This window comes from Brevibacillus sp. NSP2.1 (genome assembly GCF_000470975.2).
Taxonomy (GTDB): domain Bacteria; phylum Bacillota; class Bacilli; order Brevibacillales; family Brevibacillaceae; genus Brevibacillus; species Brevibacillus agri.
Map to the genome: position 1 here is coordinate 3087911 of NZ_CP048274.1, position 23210 is coordinate 3111120.

Sequence of the window (23210 nt, forward strand, 5' to 3'; positions counted from 1 at the left end):
GCTTGCTTGACCATTGGCTTTCGTTCGAGCTGCTTTCGCCAGTGGCGACAGTCCTGCTACTGCTCTATTGGGGACGACTTCATGGCGCTTTCATTAGAAAAATTCGCTGCGCCAATGGCTTGGCGAGCCTTCGTTGCCCTTATACTGGAACAATCTTATCAATGCCTTATCTGTACAAAAAAACCGTCGCTTTGCACATTGCGCAAAGCGACGGTTTCGTCTCGTGTGTGATGCTATTCGTTTAGCCGACTTGCTGCAGCAGCTTTCCCCGCAGTTTGGCGAGCATGTCTTCGGTCATTTTGTCCAGATCGTACTCTGCTTTGAAGCCCCATTCGTTCATGGCGGCGGTCGCGTCGATCGAGTTTGGCCAACTGTCCGCGATCGCCTGGCGCACCGGGTCTACCTCGTAGGAGAGGGTGAACTCCGGAATGTGCTTGCGGATCGCAGCCGCTACATCTTCAGGCTCGATGCTCATTGCCGTTACGTTGAACGCGTTGCGGTGAATCAGCTTGGAGGCGTCGGCTTCCATCAAGGTGATGATCGCGTTCAAGGCGTCTGGCATGTACATCATGTCCATGTACGTGCCTTTGGCGATGTAGGACGTGTACGCGCCTTCCTGAATCGCCTTGTAGTAGATGTCAACCGCATAGTCGGTCGTGCCTCCGCCTGGAGGAGCCACGTACGAGATCAGGCCAGGAAAACGAACGCCACGGGTGTCTACGCCGAATTTTTGATAGTAGTAATCGCACAGCAGCTCGCCGGACACTTTGTTCACCCCGTACATCGTCGTCGGGCGTTGAATCGTGTCTTGCGGCGTGTTGTCTTTCGGCGTGGAAGGCCCGAAAGCGCCGATGGAGCTTGGGGTGAAAAACTGGCAGTTCAGCTCGCGCGCAGCCTCCAGCGCATTGACCAGCCCGCCCATGTTCAGGTTCCAGGCGAGCAGCGGCTTCGCTTCGGCTGTAGCCGACAGCAGCGCAGCAAGATGCATGATCGTATCTACCTTGTGTGCTTTTGCCAGCTCGAACATGCGGTTTCCGTCTGTGACATCCAAAATCTCAAATGGCCCGGACTGTACCACAGGATCGTCTTCTTTTTTGCGGATGTCGGTCGCGACAACCTGATCGGCTCCGTACACTTCGCGCAGCTTCATGATGAGCTCCGAGCCGATTTGTCCCAATGCTCCCGTTACTAAAATCTTTTTCATGACAGGATCCCCATTTCTTTCCCAACTTTTTCATAGATGCCAAGGGCGCGATCCAGCATTTCCTTGGTGTGGGCAGCCGTCGGCATGTTGCGCACGCGACCTGTTCCTTTTGGCACGGTCGGGAAGACGATTGCCTTGGCGTACACACCTTCTTCGTACAGGCGTTTGCTGAATTCCTGCGTCTTTTGTTCGTCGCCGATGATGCAAGGCGTGATCGGTGTTTCGCTGTCCCCGATGTTGAAGCCAAGCTCCTTCAAGCCTTTTTTCAGGTAGTGGCCGTTATCCCACAGTTTGTCGTGCAGTTCGGTGCTGCTTGTCAAAATGTCAATAGCGGTAATGCAAGCCGCCACATCTGCTGGCGTCAGCGCCGTCGAGAACAGGAACGGTCTGCTGCGCACTTTGAGCCAGTCGATCAGCTCCTGGCGTCCTGCCACGTAGCCGCCGACTACCCCGATCGCTTTGGAGAGCGTACCGATCTGGAAGTCGATTTTGTCAGACAAGCCAAAGTGTTTGACGGTTCCAGCGCCTTTGCCAAGCACACCCGAGCCGTGGGCATCGTCTACATAGGTGATGAGGTCAAATTCTTCGGCAACCTCCACGATTTCCGGCAGTTTGGCGATATCGCCGTCCATCGAGAATACGCCGTCCGTAATGACCATCAGTTTTTTATATTTGCCGGACTCTTTTGCTTCCTTCGCTTTGGCGCGCAGGTCGTCGATGTCCGAGTGGTTGAAGCGAATAATTTGCGCACGCGAGAGACGGCAGCCGTCGATAATCGAAGCGTGGTTCAGCTCGTCGGACAAAATCGCATCGTCCTTGTCCATGACGGCAGAGATGGCTGCCATGTTGCAGTTAAAGCCGGACTGATAAGCGATAGCTGCTTCTGTATGTTTGAAGGCAGCGAGTTTTTCTTCCAGCTTCACGTGCAGATCGAGCGTACCATTGATGGTGCGCACCGCTCCTGCCCCGACTCCGTATTTTTGCGCAGCGGCAATCGCGGCATCTACCAGGCGCTGGTCTGTCGCCAGTCCCAGGTAGTTGTTCGAGGACAGGTTAATCAGTTCTTTTCCCGCAATGGTGATGACAGGGCCGTTTGCGCTTTGCAAAGGATCGATGACGTTGTACAGACCTTTGCTTTTCAAATCAGCCAGATTTTCATGTAAAAAGTGCTCCAATGTTTTGCTCGCCAACGAGAATCCCTCCAGCATCCAGCCATCGGGCCTTACACCTGTCCGATCGGGGAAGTAATTTCCACGAAAACAAATGTACACCCTATGCGGACATATTTTTCTTGTATAAATCGCATGAAATCAACCTTATTTACTGATAGGTTACCACCATTTACTCGAAATGTCCATATGACAAAGACATAAATGGCGGCGCTTTCACCAAAAATGCCTAATGCGCTCTTTCATAAGTTCTCCTTTTGCTGCGATCTTAGACAAAACAGCGGCGATGATCCCGGCGGCTTAGAAAATTTGGCTGTGTAGTGTCGTGGCATGATGATTCGAAAATGACGTTGTGGGGCCTTTGGCTTTTAAAAGCCTCCTTCATCGGGGCTTTGGTGTGGCGAGGAAAGAGACGAAATCGCTGTAGCTTCTTGGGCTCCCTGCTGGGGGTATCACTGCCCGGCTCCGGGGGAAAAAGCGAAACCGCGTCCAAAAGTGGTTGATTCAGGTAGCCTCTCAGAGTTGGACGCTAAAAGCGTGTTTCGCTTTTTTCCCGGAGCCTCGGTTGGGAACCCAAAGAGCTTTCGCGGATTTCGTCTCTTTCCTCGTCAGGGGCTAAGGGGAATAGGCCCTTTTGCGAACCTTTTTGAGAGCTATGAATGTACCTGCTCTCAACCGTACAAAAATGATTTCGAGACGCGTTTTGTCTTGGACATCTTGCTTCTTGAACTCCGCACAAAAATCACCCCCGAACGACAGAAACAGGAAACAGGAGAAAGCAAGCGAAGGTCTTTGGGACTCCTACCGAGCCGGAGGGGAAAAAGGAAAACACGCTTTTAAGCGTCAACGTGAACTTACTTCTTTTGAATCCTCTACTTTTGACGCGGTTTTCCTTTTTCACCGGAGGCGGACAGTTCCCGCTCCCCCGCTAGAGGCCCAAGTACCTGTAGCGCTTTCTCCTGTTTCCTCCCACCACTATCGCGACGATCAACCGTATTCCAAGCTGCCAGTCCGCCTTGATCCCCGCAGCCCGTAACAAAAACCTCATTCTCGCCTAAATATAAACCACCTTAGCTGCACCAAATCGCCAAGCAATCGCTAAAAACCTCTGTCCCCAAAGGCCCAACGCTTGCTTTCCCCCTACACTCGAAGTCCCGCTATGTTGCACGACTACTGGATAAGAACAAAAAAACCACGCCCCCTTTATCAGACGGAGCGCGGCCCTGGACTACTTTTTGACTTTTTCCGATTTGAGAATGCCTGGCTTGCAGTCCGACGTGCGGACAAAGCCGTCGCCTTGAAACCGATGGGTCATCAGCGACTCGACCGGCTGCCCCAGGCGAAAATGCTGATCGACCAACAGCCCCGCATCTTCTGGCGTCACGTTCTGGTACCAGATGCCTTCCGGATAGACGATCACGACACAGGCATCCTCACATCGTCCGTTGCAGCGCGTCCGGCTTGTATGTACGTAATCATCCAGGCCCGCCTCCGCAATCGCTTCCCGAATCGCAACGGTGACCTCTTCTCCCCCGCTGCGCATACAGCTTCCGCCATTGCAGAGCAAAACATGGTGGCGCGTCCGCGACAAATCCCATGTAGCCACTCTACATCCCTCCCAGCCAAAAAATCGTAATCATTACGTTTTAAACACCTTCCTACTATACCTGCTTCCCATCATGACTGTAAATAGCGCAATTTGCAATTCCCAGAACGTTGCCTTTTTGCTAGAATATATGTTCGTACACAACGATTACAAAAATGACGGGTGGTGGATCACATGTCCGTAACCAAACAGCGGGATGCCTTGCAGTTGCTCCAGACAGTCGGATCGTTTCCCTGGTATGTAGAAAAATTTATCGACCACAAAAAAACGAAAAAAAGCTCGCCTTCCACCTTGCTTGGCTATTTGCGCGACATCGCCTTTTTCTTTCGCTGGATGATGACCGAAGGCTTGACCACGGCAACAGACATCAAGGACGTGTCCCTCTCCGACTTGAACGAGCTGAAAAAGGAGACGGTGGAAAGCTACATCTTATATTTGCAGGAGTCGCACTTGTACGAGCGCTCCGCCCTGCTCACCAACCCGACGCGCAGCGCGAAAAAAGAGTACAGCGACCGGACGATCAGCCGAAAAATTTCCAGCTTGAAGTCGTTGTTTCATTATTTGGCTGCGCTGGCCGAAGATGAAAACGGCGACGCGTATTTGAAGCGCAATGTGCTGGCAAAAATCGAGCTGGATGCGACTGAGCTGACGCCGCTGGCCCGCGCTCACGCCATCCGCGCAAAAATTTTGATCGACGAGGAAATTTACCAGTTTGTCGACTTCGTTTACAACGGCTATTTGGCCCACTGCAACACCGAAAAGAAGCGGCAGTACCACCTGCAAAACCGCGACCGCGATACCGCCATGATCGCGCTGATCCTCTCCGGCGGCTTTCGCGTCTCCGAGATCGTCAGTCTGGACTTGTCCGACATCGTGATGGAAAAAAACCAACTGAAAATGGTGCGCAAAGGAAAAAAAGAGGACGCTCCCTTTTTCAGCGACTGGGGCAAGGAGCATTTGGCCCGTTACCTTGCCTTGCGCGACAAATACCATCCTGCCCCGCAAGAAACGGCCGTTTTCCTCGCCGTATCGCCAACGAAGCCACACGGCCACCGCATCGAAATCCGCTCCGTGCAAAAGCTGGTCAAAAAATATGCGAAAGCGTTCGGGATTCCCGATTTGTCCGTACATAAGCTGCGCCACAGCTTCGCCACGCAGTTTTTGCGGCTGAACCCGGACCCGCATCAGTTGCAAGCCCAGCTTGGGCACTCGAAAATCGAAACGACGATGCAGTACGCCCACGTCCTGGAAGACGCGCTGGAAAAAGCGGTCAACCGCACGACCTGACAATGCGAACAAACAAACATGACCAATCAGCTTTCGCCCCTGCGCCATAGCTGATTGGTCGTTTTGCTTTCTGTGCCGTTCATGCTCCTGTGCTCCTACAACCCGGCTGATCGTTGCAGACGTTTGGCAATCTCGATAAAATCTTCGCGCGACACGCCCGGCGCAAACTCCTCCGGCAACTCATCGAGGTCTGGAACCGGGCCGCCATCGGGAACGCCCTGAATGACCTCGGCTGTGCCGCCGTCCGGCAATGGACCGCGCCAGATCAAGGCGATATCCTGGTAATCCTGATAGCTGAACGTAAACAGCTTGCGGTTCAGCCCCATGGCAATGTACGGATGGGTGGCGTCAAACTGGTCATTGTCGAGATCGGGGATGGGGAGCATTTTCGTCAGGTCTACCCCTGTGGCGATTTCCAGCGCTTTGGCGTAGGCGACGATGTGCACGCCGCCTCTGACCAGCAAGTAGCCGATCATGGCTCTCGCCGTCGGGTGATCGGTCATCTGGTACACCCTCATCTTGTGCGTCCGCGCCCCGCATTCGAGGAAAAAGTTGTGCAACAGATCGAGGACGAGGTTGCCGCTGGTGAAAACGTAATCACCCGTCCACGATTTTCCCATGGAATCCCCGGGCAGCGCAGTCTGTGCCGAAGCAATGAAATGATACGTATTGCGTTTGTTCAAGCCGTTGGACAGCGGTGTCGTATCCGGATCACCTGGCCGGGTAATGCCTTTCATGCACAAATTGATCGCATTGGACACCAGTTCGACGTGTCCTACCTCTTCCGCCGTAATGCTTGCGACGAGGTCGTAAAACGGCTTCAGCTTGCGCTTGCCGCGAAAATTGAACGATTGGTACAAGTAGTTGTTCAATGTCGACATCTCGCCAAAACGACCGCCCAATAGCTCCTGGACGGCCGCAGCGGCGTTGGCGTCTCCGTATTCCGGCTCCGGAAGCTCGATAGCCAATCTATTGATCCGTGTAAACAACGCGATTCCCTCCCCCGTCATACTCCTACCTTTACTGTTTTATGTCGGGGCAGGGTTGTATCATGCCATTAACCCGGCATGACCCAGACGATTTGCTGGATGCGCACCAAAAACGTAGAGCCGCCCACGCGCAAAGCCACGTGATCCGGCATGACGTTGACGACGTTGCCACGGAGGTTTCCCTGGGTCGTTTGAATGACGACATCACGCTGTACCACGCCGAGCAAGGTTTGATACAGAAACGGGTCGATCAACGTCGACATCGAAGGGGTGTTCGATCCCGACTGGGGTTGGTAAGGATACGCACTCATGACGTTCTGGACTCCTTCCTGTAGTTCCTCACCTTACCTTATGCAGCGCGTGGCGCTTGGGTGAGTGCACAGGCTGTCCGGGATGGTATCACAGGCCCGTGGCGATTGATGTCGATGGAGCGTGCACTGCGTCGCCGTGCGACTTTTGTCCGCTCGAGCAGCGCATGCAACGCCTCCCCTTGCAATCCGTGACGCTCCATCAGCGTCACGCACCGCGTCACCCCATCCGAACCGACTGGCAGCATACCCCACGCCGTCATGCGCCGGAAGCGGACAGCATGGCGTTGCGCGCAAGGCACAAGGTCTGTTTCACAACCTGTCAGCCCGCTTTTGACCCAAACGAAAAAAGTCCCCTGCCCTATCGACAGAGGACACTCTTCGCTTGTTACTGCTTCAAAGCTGGCTTCAGCCCGCTCTGTGCCTTGACCACGACTTGCTCCTGCTTCGCCTGCTTGAGCGTCTCCTGGTCGATGACGTGCAGTTCGGCCATTCGGTCCAGCACCACCTGCTGACGCGCTTTGGCCTTTTCCCAATGCTTTACGGGCGAGTAGGCCTCCGGCGCTTTCGGCAAAGAAGCGAGAATCGCGGTTTCTCCCATGGTCAGCGAGGTGGAGGCGCCAACGCCCGGCGCTGCGACCGGCTTGCCGAAGTAAAACTCGGCCGCTTCGCCGATGCCGTAGTGCCCATGCCCGAAGTAGATGACGTTCAGGTACATTTCCAGCAGTTCTTTTTTGCTGTAGCGCTGCTCCAGTTGCAAGGCGATCGCCATTTCCTTGATTTTTCTGCCCATCGTTTTGTCATGGGTGAAAAACAGGTTGCGGGCCAATTGCATCGTGATCGTGCTTCCGCCCTGCACGTAGGCGCCTTCCCGCACATCTACCCAGATCGCGCGGGCCAGACCGTACGGGTCCACCCCGGGATGTTGCATATAGCGATGGTCCTCAATCGCGACAAACGCCTTCCACACGTAGTCGGGCATCTCATCCAGCTTGACGTAGACGCCCTTTGCCGGATGCTGGACAGCCGCCAGCTTCTGCTCGTCAATCCACAGGTTTCCTGACCAGGTGAGCAACAGCGGGGCCAGAATCGCCGCCACTAGCATCGCGACAAGCACGATGCCCGCTCTTTTTCTCCAGGAAACGCTCCGTTTTTGCGAGCGCTCCCTGGCCGTTGCTGCTGTTGCTGTATATGGTTTCGCATTTCCTCCTACCGGAACGGAAAGCTGGTTCATGCCGCATTCCCCCTTGCCTTCTCTGACAACTCCATTGTAGGGAATGCGCATGTTTTCTCCCATCGAATCCACTTACAGCAAGCTTACAATTTCGTAAGGCGCACGTTTTTTTAAGAGCGGAGCGTCTTCGCTTCCTGCTGGCGCAGCTCGATGCGCCTGATTTTGCCGGAGGTCGTCTTCGGCAGCTCCTGGACAAATTCGATCTTGCGCGGGTATTTGTACGGGGCTGTCAACGTTTTCACGTGATCTTGCAACTCCGAGACGAGTCCGTCGGAAGGGGCATGGCCCTTTTTCAAAATGACAAACGCTTTCACAACGTGTCCGCGCTCGGGATCGGGGCTTGCGACCGCCGCACATTCGGCTACTGCCGGATGCTTGACCAGCGCGTCCTCCACCTCGAACGGCCCGATCGTGTACCCGCCGGAAATGATGATGTCATCCGAGCGGCCCTCGAACCAGATGTAGCCGTCCTCGTCCATGCGGCCCTGGTCGCCGGTGACGTACCAGTCGCCCCGGAACGCTCGCGCAGTGCGCTCAGGATCGTCCAGGTACCCTTTGAACAGCGCCACGAGGTTGCGGTCGATCGCAATATCCCCGACCTTGCCGACAGGCAGCTCGTGGCCCTCCTCGTCGATAATCGCGATGCGCACGACCGGCGAAGGCTTGCCCATCGAGCCGGGCTTTGGCTCCATGCCGACGAAGGTCCCGACCAACAGCGTGCTTTCCGTCTGTCCGTAGCCATCGCGCACCGTCAACTGGAACTCGCGGCGGAACGTATCAATCACTTCGCGGTTGAGCGGCTCCCCTGCCGAGCATGCCGAGCGCAGCGCTTGCAGCTTGTACTCGCCCAGATCGGATACTTTGGCCATCAGCCTGTACTCGGTCGGAGTCGCGCAGAGGACGGACACCGGGTATTTTTGCAAAATCGCCAAATAATTTTCCGCAACGAACCGCCCTTTGTACACAAACGCCGTCGCTCCCATCCCCAATGTCGAGACGAACGGACTCCAGATCCATTTGGCCCAGCCAGGGCCTGCTGTCGCCCACACCAGGTCGCCTTCGCGCACGTCGAGCCACTGCTTTGCCGCCACCGCCAAATGCGCGAACGGCCAGCCGTGGACGTGCATAACCCCTTTCGGACCGCCCGTAGTCCCGGACGTATAGGACAAAAATGCCAGTTCGTCCGCATCCGTATCTACTGCCGTAAATTCCTCGGCCTGCCCTTCCATGATTCCCGCCAGGGCTACCCAGCCTTCTTTCCCTTCGCCTGTCGTAATGTAGTGCGCCAGACTGGGACAATTGCCGCGGGTCTGATCGACCTCGTCCAGCACGCCCTCGAAGCTGATGACAGCCTTGGCCTTGGCGTGGTTCACCCGGTACTCGATGTCCTTGTAGCGCAACATTTCCGAGCCGGGCAAAATGACCGCGCCCAGCTTCAGCAAAGCGAGGTACAGCCCGTAGGCGAGCGTCCCGCGGGAGACGAGCACAAGCACCCGGTCCTTTTCCCCAATCCCGACGGAACTAAGCGCATTCGCGATCCGGTTGGAATAGCGGCGCAGCTCCTCATAGGTCAAAACTCGTTCGTTCCCTTGCTCGTCCAGCTCCCAGACAGCGCGTCTCTCCGGATTTTTTCTGGCCCACTCATCCACTTGTACGGCGAAATTGTATTTTGCTGGCATGTTCAATTGCAAGTGAAACACCCCCACGCTTTTTAAGTATGTAGAATATAGAAGTTCTACATTTTCTCAATATTTCCTCTTTACTGTCTATTCTAACAAAAATTTATCCGTGGAGCATTGCAAAAATTGGCAAGCGCCGCACCCGTAACAATTCGCGGCGTTCTGCGTCAAACATAACAAAGGCTCTCATGCACACGAGCACGAGAGCCGACTGAACGGTGTTTACCGTATGCAGTTAGGGGAGCCTTTAGCGGCTACAGGACGCGTTTGATTTTGACCACGCGCTTCTCCCAGTTCGTTCCGTCGAACTTGGAGTACGTCACGCCCGGGCTGCCGTACGTGTGCAAAATTTTGCCGTCTCCGGCGTAGATCGCCACGTGCGTAATCCGGTCAGAAGAGCTGTTGACAGAAGCCTTCATGAAGACCAGGTCGCCTTTTTGCAAGTTCTTCTTGGACACAGTCGTCCCTACGGTCGATTGCTGGCGGGAGTCGCGCGGCAACGTGATTCCCGCTTCCTTGAAGACGCGCTGGGTAAAGGACGAGCAGTCAAACGTCTTGGTCGTGCTGCTGCTGGAGCCGTATTTGTACTTCGTGCCCATGTATTTCTCGCCGATCTTGATGACCTTGTCGGCCAGATTGCTTGCCGGTTGCTCCGGCTTGCTGCCGGAATTGTCGGAAGAGCTTGTCTCATCCAAAATGCGGCGTGCGCCGACGAACTTATTGCTGTATTCCGAATAGCTTTTCAGGACGACGGCATCCTCGCTTTGAGAGGAGTAGACAAATTGGTCATTGCCTATGTATATGCCCATAAATGTGGGGCTTCCTTTTCCATTGGACGAGAAGAACACCAGGTCTCCCGGCTCTACGCTGTTTTGGGAGACTTTTTTGCCTGCTTTGGACAAGCTCGAAATCGTGCTGCCAATGGAAATGCCGATTTGCTTGTACGTGTACGTAGCCAGCTCTGCAGACCCGAACTGTTTTGGACCTTTTGCTTTATATTCATAATCTTTCCCAATCAAAGATGTCGCGATCTGTACAACATCAGACTGTTTCGAATCTTGCGTCTTAGCGGCCGCCTGTCCAACTTGACCACCCATTAACAGGGACGTACTCAGCATGACTGCTACTGTTGACTTCATTACCCAATCTCGTTTCGTCACTTTCTTTTCCTCCTTGTCATGTTGTGGCACCCGTCGTGGGTACATGGACAGATTACCCCAGGAGGAAACGGGAGGATAAGACCGTAAAATTTACCAATCATGGAATTAGTAGCATCGGACTAATCAGAAAACAAGGCGCACAACAGGCCATTCCTGCCTTTTAGTTCCATAGAACCAGACGCAGTTGAGAATCGGTTTCAATGGCGCTTTTTCAAACAAAAACCCATCTTCTGCCTGATCCTGTCAGAAGATGGGTCTTTTCACCCGGCATAACTGCCCGTTTTTATTTCAGTTTGGCCGTAAACTGGCCCCACTCTTCGTCGCCCCATTTGAGGGTCAGCACATCGCCATCGGCGACCGGTCCGACACCCGCAGGAGTCCCCGTGTAAATCACATCGCCCTGACCCAAGCCAAAATGCTCCGCGACGTAAGCAATGATCGTCTCCAGATCAAAAATCACATCGCGAATATTTCCCCGCTGCACCTGCTCGCCGTTTTTGAGCAGGGAAAAGTCTGTCTGCTGCATCGCCGCAAGCCCTGGAAACGGGTGAAACGGCGTCAAGATCGCGGAATGAGGGAAGCCTTTGGCAAGCAGCCACGGATGGCCTGCACTCTTCAGCTCGCTCTGCACATCGCGCAAAGTAAAATCAATGCCAAGGGCGATCTTGTCGACCAGCTCGGCAAGCGTGCAGCCCGGTTCATACGGCCGTGCCAGATGCACGACCAGCTCCGCTTCATAATGAAGCTCTCCGCGCGTCCCAGGCAGCTCGATCTCCTGTCCGTTCGTCACAGCCAGAGCGTGTGTCGGCTTGGCAAAAATCATCGGTTTTTTCGGTACGTCGTTCCCCAGTTCGGCCGCATGCAGCCGGTAATTGCGGCCCACACAGTAAATATTGCGGATCTGTTCCATTTTGTCCTCTCCTTATGAAAGCTTGTCGCTCCCATTTACTATATCATGGGAAAGAGGACGAAAAACAGCCGGTCAATACTCGTCAAAGCAGTTGTCATAGCCCGGCCAGAGCCTGGCGTTGCCGCGCGCCTCCACTTCAAACACTGTATCGCAAATCGCTTCCAGCGCGCTCTCCAAATCCGTCTCCTCCTCCGAGCTCCACATGAACCCGTAACGAAGGCGCACGACCTGCTCTTTTTTTTCGCAGAGGACAAACGCGAGCTGCGGGTGCTGCTCAATGACCGCTCGGCGCGCCTGAACGGTCGCGTCCAGCGAAAACAAGCCATCCCATTCCGAGATGACATAGGTGGAAGTTACCTCGATCCAAAGTGCGGAGGAATCGTTTCTCCTGCGAAAGACAACCGAGTCCTCCCGATAAAATCCATACCCCGAAGGAAGGGCGCCCTGGAGTCTGAATGCCATCCCGACAGGCAAATCTTCCGGCTTTAGCGCTGCGACAAGCCGACCAGGCAAAAGATAGTAGCCATCCTCCTGGCAAGAGCTCAAAGGCTCGCCCATGACGACCACGCGCTGATTATGCGGGTCACCTGTCACCTGTACGTACATCACGGCACCTCCTTTTCACACAGTATGGTCAGGAATGCCTGCCTCAAAACCAAATAACGTTTCAGCGCATCCATTATTTTACATTTATAGCAGACAAAAAAACAGGAGGTACATCCCAATTTGATGTCCCCCTGCTTTTGCGTTGTTGTCATGATGCGCGGACGATGGCGATGACTACATCGTTTTCGTTGTACGCTTTCGCTTTTATTTTGACAGGAAAGTCGTACGGGTTCTGGAACTGAAAATCGAGGACGCCGTAAGCTACCGTTGCGTCCTGGCCTGCCGGCACGTAGCCCACCGACTTGCTGTGATTGTGCCGCTCCACGATCGTCATCCCGGCTTCCGCTGTCGCATTGTACAGCGTGCTGGATACTTGGCAAATCCCGCCGCCGAAGTCGTCGACAAGCTGCCCGTTCAAGATCGTCCCTGCCTTTTCCCAGCCGTCTTCCTCTATGTTGGAATTGCCTACTTCTTCATTAAAAGAAAAAACAGCTTGCGGCTTGATTTTTTCCTGGTTGATCTTTTTCAGCGCCTTCTTGATATTGTGCTTGCGCGCGTCAGAGCTGCCTTCCATCGTCGTATGGTAAAAGCCGAGGACTTCTTTGTCTTTGATGTCCATTTTGTCCAAAAACGTTTCGCGCTGCTCTGCAGGGGAAAGCTCTGCTGTGCCCAGGGCAGATGCAGGTGTGGGAAGGACTGCCGTACACGCTGAAAACAGGAAGGCTGTTGTCATCACACTGATGCCTATGAACCGGAATTTGTTCATGCTCCTCTACTCCCTCGCTTTCATTCGTGCTGTCTCTTTTTTCGGCTCGCGCAAAAAAGCTTGCGAATGCTGCAAGCCTGCAACGTGTCGATCACAATGCTCGCCACTCTACTGTATCCCACGCTTGACGCGGCGAGCAACCCGCAAATCTTGGACAGTTTTCAAGGAACAGGTGAGCAGCCGGACGGTGGACATCCGCCTGCGCTTTTTCTGGCGCAAAAAGGCAGACCGTCCTTGCTGCTGCGGTCTGTCTCTAAGTCGCCATTCTGCATCGTTCTCGCCGATCACGCCGAGCGCCCCGCCCGGTTTTTCTCGTTTTCTTCTGGACAAAATGGCGCTATGCTTCACGCCAGGTCAGGAACAGCCTGCGGTGTTTCAGGCATGAAGCTTTTATTTTTGAAAATGAAATTCATTATCATCATTCTGATTGTAGCGAAAAAAAGAAAGTTCTTCAACCTTCCTTGGTCGAAAAACTTTCTTTGATCGCTCGTCCTGCCTTGCAACCAAAGGCAACCGCTCATCTACTCGACTCGCTCGCGAGCTTGACGGCTTCAGCCATCACAAAATCTCCACATACCCCTCTGTTCCGTGCACGCGAATGCGTTGCCCGTCTTTTATGAGACGGGTGGCGTTTTCCACGCCGACAACGGCCGGCAAGCCGTATTCACGCGCGATTACTGCCCCGTGGGTCATCAGTCCGCCCACTTCGGTGACCAGACCTTTGACCGATACAAACAAAGGTGTCCAGCCCGGGTCAGTAAAGGAGGTGACCAGTATATCCCCTTCTTCCAGGTTCGCCTCTTCCATGTGTAAAATGACACGCGCCCGCCCCTCGATCACTCCGGCAGAAACAGCAAGACCTGCAAGCGCATTGGCGGGCAAGCTTTCCCGCTTGTACTTGCCCGCAATGATTTCACCATCAGACGTGATGACACGCGGCGGCGTCAGCTTTTCGAAAAATTGGTAGTCTTCTTTTCGTTGGCTGATGACCTGCTGGTCCAGCTTGTTCGTGCGCACCACTTCGTGAAACTCTTCCAAAGTGAGATAGTACACGTCTTCTTTTTCGCGAAGAACACCCGCTTGTACGAGTTGTTCGGCTTCTTTCAGCAAAGCTTGCTTATAGACGAAGTAGCGATTCACGATGCTGTATTTGGGATATTCGCGATAACCGATGAAGTTTCGGATGCGGTCGATCATTTGTTTCGTTTCTTTTGCTTTTTGTTCCCCGTCCGGCAATTGCTTTACTCGCTCGATGATCTCTTGTTCTTTTTTAAGCGCTTCCTGTCGCCCTTGCTCAAATTTCCGCTTGCCAGCGTTCGGCTCAAAGTTTTTGATGTTGCCCAAAATCATGGGGACGAGCGTGAGCGGGTTTTCACTCCAACGCGTTCTCGTCAGATCAATTTCTCCGGCACAGCGCATTCCGTATTTTTCGAGATACGCCTGGATCGCGTCATGCGCTTCCTGTCCGCCATCCAGTTTGAGCAGTTCCTCCCAAAAGTGATCTGCTTGTGCGTGCTGCAAATAGTCAATGACCTTTGGATAAGGGCGAATCGCATCAGCAACATCAAGGAGCGCCAGCCCCATTTCCGACGTAATGTTGTTTGGCACCGATTGGGAAAGCGTGTCTGCTACGTTTTTTTCACCCAGCCACTCGTTCATTTTTTCGTTGATCCATGCCGAAGCATTCAGCGCAGCCATAATCACGCCCAAGTTTTTCGGGACAAATAACACCTGCTTTAACTGCTGGATGTCTTCGAGAATAAAGGAAAACAAATCAGGCCCGGATTTCGTTTGGATGGTTTGCTTTACCTGTTCGAGCGCGTTTTGATTGCGCGCAATCAACTCAGCGACGATGGCCGGATCGTCTTCGATCGGTGTTTCCAAACTGGCGGGCAGCCTATCTGGATTGCTGTTGCCGGGGGACTGTTCTTTGTCATCTGTTGGTGACAATCGGATAAAATCTCGCTCGATGATCGTCAGCAGCGCGTCTTTTATGAGCGGGTCGGATTGTCCCAATGTATTTATCAGCATTTGCCTGCTGTCAGGTGTAGCGAGCATCTTTGTCACATCGACAAACAGCCTGCCACCGGCTTTGTGCATGGGGGCATTCGTCGTCAACAGAAAAACAGACATGCCCAAAGGCTTCATCGGGTCGGTCATCATTTGCTGGTGGCCCACCGATACGTAGACGTGATTGTCTTGATCGTTCGCTTCCGGGATGGGGTACAAAGTCGTAATCGGACGGCTCTGGACAATGTAAAACGTATCGTCAGCCAAACACCATTCGATATCTTGCGGGCAGCCCAAATAAGCTTCGATCTGTCTGCCGATGCGTGCCAGTTGCAAAATTTGCGGGTCGGTAAGAGTTTGCGCCTTTTGCCGCTCAGGCTCGATCTGCTCCGTCTGCGTCCCGCCTTCTTTTCGTCCGTAAATCGCCAACGTTTTGGTTGCGATCCTTTTGTCGACGATGTCCCCGTCCTTTACTCGATAACAATCGGCGGATACGAGGCCAGAGACGAGTGCTTCGCCAAGTCCAAAACTGGCGTCGATAGACAGCAGCTTCCGGTTGGCTGTAATCGGGTCGGCGGTAAACAAAATCCCGGAAGCGTGAGGGAAAACCATCCTTTGTACGATGACGGATAAAGAAACATGGCGGTGGTCAAATCCGTTTTGCATCCGGTAAATGACCGCGCGATCCGTAAACAGCGACGCCCAGCATTGGCTCATATGCTGCAAAATGGCTTCTATGCCGATGATGTTCAAATAGGTGTCCTGTTGACCAGCAAAAGAAGCGTGCGGCAAATCTTCCGCAGTCGCACTCGAGCGCACGGCATAAGCGTGTTCCGCTCCAAAGCGGGAGAGATAGTGCGTCACGGCTTCGACCACATCGGCGGGAATTTCGGCTTCCCTGATAATTTGCCGAAGCTGCCTGCTGATTTCACCAATTGGCTCCCGGTCTTCTGCGCTCAGCCTCGCCAGTCGATCCAGCAAAGCATGATACGTCTCGTTTTGTTCGATGGCTTTTTGATAGCCCGCTGTGGTCACACAAAATCCTTCCGGGACTTGTATGCCGGGGATTTTCGATAGCTCCCCCAGATTGATCCCTTTGCCGCCAACGAGCAACCGCGCTGTTTTTTCCATTTCCTGAAAACCGAGGACCAAAGCACTCATTCCGATCTCCCCTAACCATTCCATTGTGAAAAAGCATTTGACAGGTGTTTGTGCGGGTGATACAATTAAAGTGTAAAATGAGATACCACTAACCATAAAATTGAGTACACTCGTGTGCTCTGATTATATCATCGTGTCTTTTTAGGCGCAATCAAAAAGAACCTGGGCAGTTTTGCCAGGTTCTTTTCATTCATGCCGCTCCAAGCTGAAAAGCATATAAAAAAACCTGGAACGCGTCCAGGCAATCTGTTAGAGAATGCGAATGTTGGAACAATCACGACTGTTCAAATCTCAATCGCCTTTGCTATTGTATCATAAAGACTAGACATGTCAAAGAAATTTCTAGGACTGGCCCGCCCCCCCATCGTGCCAGAAACCTCGGACCTCACTGCTTCTGTTTCGCCCCGTTGTGCCGCTCGATCACGTCGGCCAACGCCTCGATCTGGCCGAGGACGGATATCGGGTCAAAGTAGAAAAAGGTTTTGTAATCGAGGACGATGACGCGATTCTCCCGGACAGCCGGAAGCTGCCTCCACACTCCGCTATCGACAACCGCCTTCAGCTCTTCCTCGGTCGTTTGGTCCCATGAGCAGAGAAACACGATGTCTGCGTCGGCGTATTCTTGGAGCAGCTCAAGCGAAATCGCCTGGTACTGTGCGCCGCTGTCGATCACTTCACGCTGCACCCGCTCATTGGCCTTGAAGCCGATCGCATGGTAGATCGCTTCCCCGCCCCGCCCGAAGTTGTCGCCGAGCACGGCAAGCTCTTTTCCGTTCGGATGAACAAGTGTCGCGGTCGCATTCATGAGAATTATTATCGAATCAAGCGTATCAAGAGGGCAGAAAGTTTGTCCATGCAGACAAATGACGAAAATTCAGCCGAAATGTGACTGGACCATTTTCCTCCAGCCAGTCCAATTGCTTCTCCATCGCCAAAGGATCGTACCCGTAAAAAACATTCGGGTCCGGCTCGTACACGCGGCCGTTTTTTACTGCCGGCAGACCGCGCCACACGCTCGACTCCAATACCTCGCACTCGGCGGCGGGCCAATGCGAATGATAGAGGAACAAAAAAATGTGATCGGCGGAGTAATCGGGCAGATCGTCCAGCGGGACGTGTATGTTCAGCAGCCCTTTTTCGATCATGTTCCGCTGCACGGCAGTCGGCGGCTGCAAGCCCAGCACATCGTATATCAGACACCCGCCCATGCTCGTCATGTTGCCGTAAACGTAGCATTTGCCCGAGACGATTTTCACGATCAAAAACGTCTCGCCTCGGGCACGCTGGACGACCAGCTTGTTTTTTACCGCCAAAGCTCTTTCGTCAAACAGCAGGAGCCAGCGTTCTGCCTGTTCGCGACGCCCCACGGCTGCCGCGAGCACGAGCAGTTCCTCCCGCCAATCGCTGCATTCCTCGGGAATCGTGAACACCGGGGCGATCTCCCACAAGCTCTCGGTGTACTCTTCCCGATACACCATGATGAGGTCGGGCGGATTCGCCGCGAGCCACTGGACGGTTTTGTCGCTGTACCACTCCCCTTGCCTGAAACCTGAGCAGTCGAGCCGCTCCCGGTAATGAGCAGTCAGCCACGGCTCCATCCACAAGCCGACGACGCCAAACACCGGGACGATCCCCAGGCCAGCAGGCATACTGTGGCGTGCGGCATCAGGACGGCGATTCGTTTCGGCTGCTTTCTGTACACCGTCAGCGGAACGCCCACAATCTGCTTAAACTTTCGGCTGAAATAATAATCGTTGGCAAACCCGGTTTCCTGCGCAATCAGATGCAAATCTTTGTCCGACAACTGGAGCAGCTCCTGGCCTTTGCGGATTCGGACCCGGCCCAGGTATTCGACGAAGCTCACGCCCGTCTCCCAGGCGGCGGGGCGGCCGGAGTCGCAGCCGCTCGCTTGCGTGTAGCTGGAAGCGGGACAAGCCTGCCGCTGCCAGCAGTGTCAGCCTAATCCAGATCATGAATAGCAAAAAGGCTTTTGTTCTGCCGGAAAAAGCAGCCCAAAAGCCTGTCGTTTACTGGTATGGTGCGGTCGAGAGGACTTGAACCTCCACGGTGTTGCCACCACTAGAACCTGAATCTAGCGCGTCTGCCAATTCCGCCACGACCGCAAATGAAAACGTGGTGCCGGCGATAGGAATCGAACCCACAACCCCCTGATTACAAGTCAGGTGCTCTACCAATTGAGCTACACCGGCATAGATAATATTCGCCATTCGTGTATCGAAGAATGGCGGAGCTGACGGGACTCGAACCCGCGACCTCCGGTGTGACAGACCGGCGTGAACTCCAACTTCACCACAGCTCCATGTGGTTTATTTCCAACTTTTGCTCACTCTCGTGGGCACTTCTGTAATATAGCATGTCTTCTACCAACTTTGCAATAGTTTTTGAAATCTTTTTTTCTACATCATTTTTTCATAGATTTACCATTGAAAATCCGCTAGAATTTTATCTAGATATGCAGAAAATAGTAGATTGGTGGAGACGATGATATGAAACTTACTTCGAAGCTACTCACCTCCCTCGCCCTCTTCACTCTGCTGCCTACTGCTGCTCACGCCGCCTCTGGAGTGTATGTAGTATCAGCAGGGGACACGTTGAGCAAAATTGCCCGTGAGCACCAGACTACGGTCAGCCAGCTCATGCAAGTGAACCAACTGAAAAGCGATCAACTGTCGATTGGCCAGACTTTGTCCTTGCCTGAAGGCAGCCTGTCGACAGGCGGTGCAGCCGACGTCCCTCTCGATGTCGTAGCCGCCTCGATTGACTCCGCCAACAACGAGCCGGAAGAACTGACGGCTGGCGAAAAAGCGCGCGTAACGGTAGACGTGCTGAATGTGCGCAAAAAAGCGTCGACGGATGCGAGAATTTTAGGCAAGCTGAAGTTCGGTGACGTGGTTGAAGTCGTCGAGACTGGCAGCGAGTGGACCAAAATCGAGTTCGAAGATGATGAAGCCTACGTCTTCTCCGCTTACTTGAGTCCAAAGCTCGCCCCTGACGTTGCGTTCGCAGGCGATGTCGATTCCGCAAGCCTGCACCGTCTCGAATCGATCTTTGAACCACTGCTCAAAACTCCGTATGTGCTCGGAGGAACCACACCGGACGGATTTGATTGCAGCGGCTTTACTTCATACGTATTTAGCCGCCTCGGGGTTACACTTCCGCGTACATCCGAGGATCAATTCCGCGGGGGCGTATCCATTCCGCTCGAGCAAGCGCAGCCGGGCGACCTGCTGTTTTACGATTCGCTCGGAAAAGGACGCGTGTCCCACGTAGCGATCTACTTGGGCAATGGCACCATCGTCCATGCAAACGGCGAAGACGTTCGCTACGGCAAGGTGGAGTACATGCACAAGCTGTATCCGTTCTACGGCGTCAAGCGCTACGCCGAATTCCAGTAGCAATCCCCCGAAAAAACGGCCCACACCTGTCACCAGGTTGTGGGCTGTTTTCCTGTGAGTTCGGATCAATGAATTTCCGTGTTGTGTCCGGCCTGGGGAGGTGTCTGGTTGGCCCCAATTTCGATTTTGCCCAAGGCCTGCTTCATCTTGTCGAGCTGAAGCTGGTAATCGCGCACAACTACGGTGAGAACGCTGACCGACTCTTTGAAATCAGGTTCGCTGCTGACTCTGTCTATGGCTCTATGTAGATGCAGCATTTTGTTCTCTGTTTCCCGTAGTAGGTCGAGTAACTGCAATCCGTTTACCACGTAATCACCTCATTTGTTTTTTCTTACTTTCTCCCGGTCGGTTCGTTGCTATGCGCAAAAAAAACGCCCGACATGACGATCGGACGTTTTTTCCTGTGGGCTGTGGGCTTTACGCACGCGCAGCGGCCAGCTCCACAAACGTATCAATATCTTTGGCAATCAGCGCAAGCGAGTTGCGCCAGAAGTCAACCGAGCGCACGTCGACGTCCATGATCGCGGCCACATCGGCAATGCTCATTTTGCCTGTGACAGACAAAAGCTCGTCATACTGCTGGACAAACGCTTCGCCGCGCTTCACGTACTCGGCGTACAAGCCTTTTGCGAACAGCAAGCCAAAGGCGTACGGGAAGTTGTAGAAGTTGAAATCGGCACTGTAGTAATGCGGCTTGCACACCCACATGTACGGGTGCAGCACAGCATGGTCAAGCCCCTCTCCGTAGGCGTCCTTTTGCGCTTGCAGCATCAGTTCCTTCAGCTCGTTGACAGACAGGGAGCCTTCTGCGCGGCGGGCAAAGACGGCCGTTTCAAACAGGTAGCGGCTGTAAATATCGACAATGACCTGGCTTGCGCCGGAGATGTCGTTTTCCAGAATGGAAAAGGCTTCCTCTGGGGTCGCCTGGGCCAAAGCGGCCTTGGCAATGATCGTCTCACACAAAATCGACGCGGTTTCCGCGATCGGCATCGGGTAATCGCTGTTGTAGAACGCTTCCTGCACGAGACATTCGCCATGGTAGCCGTGTCCCAGCTCGTGTGCCAACGTGCTGACGTCGTTGTAGCTGCCTGTGTAGTTCGCCATGATCCGGCTCTCCCCGACCATGTGCAGGTTGTAGCAAAACGCTCCGCCGCGCTTGCCTTCGCGAGTCTCGGCGTCAATCCACTGGTTGTCAAAAGCGCGGGCGGCATAATTCGCCAGCTTTTCGCTAAAGCTACCAAAGTGCTTGACAATAAAGTCGCGCGCTTCCTGATACGTAAAGCGCATGTCGGCTTCGCCTACCGGAGCAAACAGGTCGTAGAACGGCAAGCCGTTTTCGTGTCCGAGCAGCTTTGCTTTTGCCCGGAAGTACTTCGTAAAGGCCGGCAAGCTTTCCTTCATCGCGGCAAGCATCGCGTCCAACGTCGCCTTGTCCATGCGCGAGTCGAGCAATGTTTTTTCCAGCGGCGACTCATAGCCGCGAAGCTTGGCTACGGTGATGACTTCTCCCTTGATCCCGTTCAAGCTCGCCGCAGACGATTCCTCGATCTTTTTGTAAGCGGCAAGCTCTGCCTCGTAAGCCGCCTTGCGCAGCTCGGCGTCTTTTTCATGCGCCATGTTGCGCACGACAGGCAGCGGAAGCTGTTTGGCCTCTCCGTCGATGGTGATGTCTACCAAGAGCGTCGAGGTCAGCATTTCCTGCAGCTTCGTCCAGGCGTTGGAGCCTGTGTTTTTCATTTTCGCCAAAATGATTTCTTCTTTTTCGCTGAGCATGTACTTGCTCTTCTCGGACAATTCGGTCAGCATGAAGCGATGCGTTTCCAGCAGCTCGGACTGGCAAATCAGCTCGCTCAAATTGTCCAGTTGGCCGAGCCATTTTTGGAACAGCACGCCCGGCTCTACCAGCTCGACGGACTGCTCCTGCACTTTTTCGATGAATTGCAGCGCTTTTTCGTTTTTCGCGTCCACGCTTGCCGTCAGCTCGCCAAACGCGTACAGGCGGTATTGGGTCTGCAAAATCGAAGTCATCCGGGTAATGTACGCCTCCATTTTCTGGACGGCGTCATCGGTCGTTTGCAGGCTTGAGGCTGCCCAGCTTTTTACCTCGTCCATCTCCCGGCATAGTTTTTCCCAGTCTTGCTTGCACTTTGGCGAGTCGAACGACGTGTACAAAACGTCCAAGTTCCAGCGCATATTCATGGGTCCGGCCTCCCTCTCATCTTGCCTATGTATTCTATGTAACAGACTCTATTGTAAAAAAATTTGGATAGATTAAGCAAGTTTTTATAAAAACAATGCTCTCACAAAATGGTAAGACGCGACTTGCAGGGGAAAAGTTACAGTCTTTGCGCCGTGACTGCAAGTTTTGCCAAGCCAAGAGCCGAGGCAGACAGGCTTGCTCCCGTGCTTCTTTAAGTGCCTGCACGCGAAAAAAGACTTTGCCGCGCGCTTGGGCAAAGTCCGTCTTTTCCGTCACGCCCGGACAGGCTGCGTCAAAAACGTCAGGGCAGACAAGGCAAACAGTTGCGTCGATTCGACCAACTGGTCAATGTCCACGTACTCGTCGGCATGATGGGGAATGTGGCGATCACCCGCCCCCGTCGTCAAGATCGGAATGCCGGCCTTGTGCAAAAAGGTGCCGTCTGTCGCGCCGGGCACGCCGTTGTAGACAGGCTCTCTTTTCGTAATTTCCCGATACGCGCTGGCTACCGAAGTCACGACTTCCTCCTCCATTCCGGTCAACGTCCACGGCCGCTCCTCGATCACTTCCAGCGTCGCCCTGAACTTGTCGTCCTCGCGGGCCAGCGCTTCGAGGATCGCCTGCATTTCGCCGTGCAACTGCTCGTGGTCCTGACCCGGGACGGTTCGAATATCGAGCGTCGTCATGCACTGGTCCGGCACGACGTTGATCTGGGCATCGCCCTTGACAGGCGCCTGCACAATCGTAGGCGTGATGCTCGGCCAGCCAAGCATCGGGTGTTCGCCAAGCCGCGCCATTTCCCTCCGCTCCAGCTCCTCGAGGGCGACGATCGCCCGGGCCATCCGCGTGTTCGGATTGATTCCGGTCAGCGGCATCGCTCCGTGCGCCATTTTGCCGTACGTGCGCAAGATCGCCCGCATCGCTCCTTTTTGCGTGACGCAAAGCTGGTTTTCCTCCGGCTCGCAGATGATCGCGGCGTCAACCCCTTGCGCCCAGCCTTTGCGGATAAAGTCTTTGATCCCGATCATCATGCCTTCCTCGTCGCACGGGATGCACAGCAAAATTTTTCCGGCGAACGCCTCCTTGGAGCGCTGGATGGCCTTGACCGCGCAAATGGCGGCAGCGAGGTTTCCTTTTGTGTCGCAAGAGCCACGTCCGTAGATGCGGCCGCCGGAAATGGCTGCTCCGAACGGATCGTAGCTCCAGGCATCCCGGTCGCCTTCGGTCACGACATCGGTATGCGCTTCGAACAGCAGCGTTTTCCCCGGTCTCCCGGAGTCGTAAAAAGCGATGACGTTGGGCCTGCCGGGCACGACTTCCTCATAAAAAACTTGCAGCCCCATCTTGCGCAAATAGTCGGCCACAAACAAGGCGACCCGCTCCTCGTTCGCCCCCGCCTGCTCCGGACGAAACACACTCGGAATCCGCACCAGCTCCTGCGTCAAACGCACAACCTCTTGCTCGTCAACAAAGGATATTACTTGACTCATCTGCCCGTCCTCCCA

The 23210-nt window shown here is 54.1% G+C and carries 21 protein-coding genes and 3 tRNA genes; 3 read left to right on the forward strand and 21 right to left on the reverse strand.

The window, feature by feature from the left end:
* Nucleotides 1-241 precede the first annotated feature (241 nt).
* The 3 genes from M655_RS14825 to M655_RS14835 all read right to left on the reverse strand — a co-directional run bounded on the left by M655_RS14825 (nt 242) and on the right by M655_RS14835 (nt 3979).
* On the reverse strand, nt 242-1204 hold the full coding sequence (locus M655_RS14825; protein ID WP_005836528.1) for an L-threonine 3-dehydrogenase: 963 nt from the start codon (nt 1202-1204) through the stop codon (nt 242-244).
* Complete coding sequence (locus M655_RS14830) at nt 1201-2412, reverse strand: glycine C-acetyltransferase (protein ID WP_007783508.1); 1212 nt, start codon at nt 2410-2412, stop codon at nt 1201-1203. The genes M655_RS14825 and M655_RS14830 overlap by 4 nt, the downstream gene beginning before the upstream one ends.
* Before the next feature lie 1189 nt (nt 2413-3601).
* Nucleotides 3602-3979, reverse strand: a complete 378-nt coding sequence (locus tag M655_RS14835) for a (2Fe-2S) ferredoxin domain-containing protein (protein ID WP_005833471.1) — start codon at nt 3977-3979, stop codon at nt 3602-3604.
* Between the two features lie 174 nt (nt 3980-4153).
* Here M655_RS14835 and xerS point away from each other — a divergent pair, with 174 nt between their 5' ends.
* A complete protein-coding gene (xerS, locus tag M655_RS14840) occupies nt 4154-5266 on the forward strand; it encodes a tyrosine recombinase XerS (RefSeq protein WP_005833472.1) in 1113 nt (370 codons plus the stop codon).
* Between the two features lie 95 nt (nt 5267-5361).
* Here xerS and M655_RS14845 read toward each other — a convergent pair whose 3' ends face one another.
* From M655_RS14845 to M655_RS14880, 8 genes are all read right to left on the reverse strand, one after another.
* Complete coding sequence (locus M655_RS14845; RefSeq protein ID WP_005833473.1) at nt 5362-6255, reverse strand: manganese catalase family protein; 894 nt, start codon at nt 6253-6255, stop codon at nt 5362-5364.
* A gap of 68 nt (nt 6256-6323) precedes the next feature.
* Nucleotides 6324-6566, reverse strand: coding sequence for a YuzF family protein (locus tag M655_RS14850; RefSeq protein WP_005833474.1), 243 nt, complete (start codon nt 6564-6566; stop codon nt 6324-6326).
* Nucleotides 6567-6951: 385 nt separating this feature from the next.
* On the reverse strand, nt 6952-7797 hold the full coding sequence (locus M655_RS14855; protein ID WP_051353903.1) for a transglycosylase domain-containing protein: 846 nt from the start codon (nt 7795-7797) through the stop codon (nt 6952-6954).
* 110 nt (nt 7798-7907) lie between these two features.
* Nucleotides 7908-9488 (reverse strand): acetate--CoA ligase, encoded by a 1581-nt coding sequence (locus M655_RS14860; protein WP_007783498.1) that lies wholly within the window; start codon nt 9486-9488, stop codon nt 7908-7910.
* A 242-nt stretch (nt 9489-9730) separates the two neighbouring features.
* Nucleotides 9731-10636, reverse strand: a complete 906-nt coding sequence (locus M655_RS14865) for a C40 family peptidase (RefSeq protein ID WP_005833476.1) — start codon at nt 10634-10636, stop codon at nt 9731-9733.
* Between the two features lie 283 nt (nt 10637-10919).
* Nucleotides 10920-11546, reverse strand: a complete 627-nt coding sequence (locus M655_RS14870; protein WP_005833478.1) for a fumarylacetoacetate hydrolase family protein — start codon at nt 11544-11546, stop codon at nt 10920-10922.
* Nucleotides 11547-11618: 72 nt separating this feature from the next.
* Complete coding sequence (locus tag M655_RS14875; RefSeq protein WP_007783490.1) at nt 11619-12152, reverse strand: hypothetical protein; 534 nt, start codon at nt 12150-12152, stop codon at nt 11619-11621.
* Nucleotides 12153-12300: 148 nt separating this feature from the next.
* On the reverse strand, nt 12301-12918 hold the full coding sequence (locus tag M655_RS14880; protein ID WP_026557123.1) for a VanW family protein: 618 nt from the start codon (nt 12916-12918) through the stop codon (nt 12301-12303).
* 84 nt (nt 12919-13002) lie between these two features.
* On the opposite strand from M655_RS14880, the gene M655_RS14885 reads away from it, so the two are divergent.
* Nucleotides 13003-13401: a hypothetical protein gene (locus M655_RS14885; RefSeq protein ID WP_141333628.1), complete on the forward strand. Its 399-nt coding sequence runs from the start codon at nt 13003-13005 to the stop codon at nt 13399-13401.
* Nucleotides 13402-13476: 75 nt separating this feature from the next.
* Here the strand turns inward: M655_RS14885 and ppsA are convergent, their stop codons facing one another.
* The 7 genes from ppsA to M655_RS14920 form a co-directional block, all read right to left on the reverse strand.
* Nucleotides 13477-16089, reverse strand: a complete 2613-nt coding sequence (ppsA, locus tag M655_RS14890) for a phosphoenolpyruvate synthase (protein WP_026557122.1) — start codon at nt 16087-16089, stop codon at nt 13477-13479.
* Nucleotides 16090-16474: 385 nt separating this feature from the next.
* Nucleotides 16475-16894 carry an ABC transporter substrate-binding protein gene (locus M655_RS14895; RefSeq protein ID WP_026557121.1) on the reverse strand — a complete coding sequence of 140 codons (420 nt, stop codon included), beginning with the start codon at nt 16892-16894 and terminating at the stop codon, nt 16475-16477.
* Nucleotides 16895-16919: 25 nt separating this feature from the next.
* A complete protein-coding gene (locus M655_RS14900) occupies nt 16920-17711 on the reverse strand; it encodes an ABC transporter substrate-binding protein (protein WP_026557120.1) in 792 nt (263 codons plus the stop codon).
* Nucleotides 17672-17953 carry a helix-turn-helix domain-containing protein gene (locus M655_RS14905; protein WP_005833488.1) on the reverse strand — a complete coding sequence of 94 codons (282 nt, stop codon included), beginning with the start codon at nt 17951-17953 and terminating at the stop codon, nt 17672-17674. Before M655_RS14905 ends, M655_RS14900 begins: the two co-directional genes overlap by 40 nt.
* A 172-nt stretch (nt 17954-18125) precedes the next feature.
* A tRNA-Leu gene (locus M655_RS14910) sits at nt 18126-18212 on the reverse strand.
* A gap of 11 nt (nt 18213-18223) precedes the next feature.
* Nucleotides 18224-18299: transfer RNA gene (locus M655_RS14915), tRNA-Thr, on the reverse strand.
* 33 nt (nt 18300-18332) lie between these two features.
* Nucleotides 18333-18409, reverse strand: a tRNA-Asp gene (locus M655_RS14920).
* Between the two features lie 187 nt (nt 18410-18596).
* On the opposite strand from M655_RS14920, the gene M655_RS14925 reads away from it, so the two are divergent.
* A complete protein-coding gene (locus M655_RS14925; protein WP_025847594.1) occupies nt 18597-19505 on the forward strand; it encodes a C40 family peptidase in 909 nt (302 codons plus the stop codon).
* Between the two features lie 65 nt (nt 19506-19570).
* On the opposite strand, the gene M655_RS14930 is transcribed toward M655_RS14925, so the two are convergent.
* The 3 genes from M655_RS14930 to M655_RS14940 form a co-directional block, all read right to left on the reverse strand.
* On the reverse strand, nt 19571-19813 hold the full coding sequence (locus tag M655_RS14930) for a hypothetical protein (RefSeq protein WP_005833491.1): 243 nt from the start codon (nt 19811-19813) through the stop codon (nt 19571-19573).
* A gap of 109 nt (nt 19814-19922) precedes the next feature.
* Nucleotides 19923-21704 (reverse strand): M3 family oligoendopeptidase, encoded by a 1782-nt coding sequence (locus M655_RS14935; RefSeq protein WP_005833492.1) that lies wholly within the window; start codon nt 21702-21704, stop codon nt 19923-19925.
* 273 nt (nt 21705-21977) lie between these two features.
* Nucleotides 21978-23195: a M20 family metallopeptidase gene (locus M655_RS14940; RefSeq protein WP_005833494.1), complete on the reverse strand. Its 1218-nt coding sequence runs from the start codon at nt 23193-23195 to the stop codon at nt 21978-21980.
* Nucleotides 23196-23210: the final 15 nt, after the last annotated feature.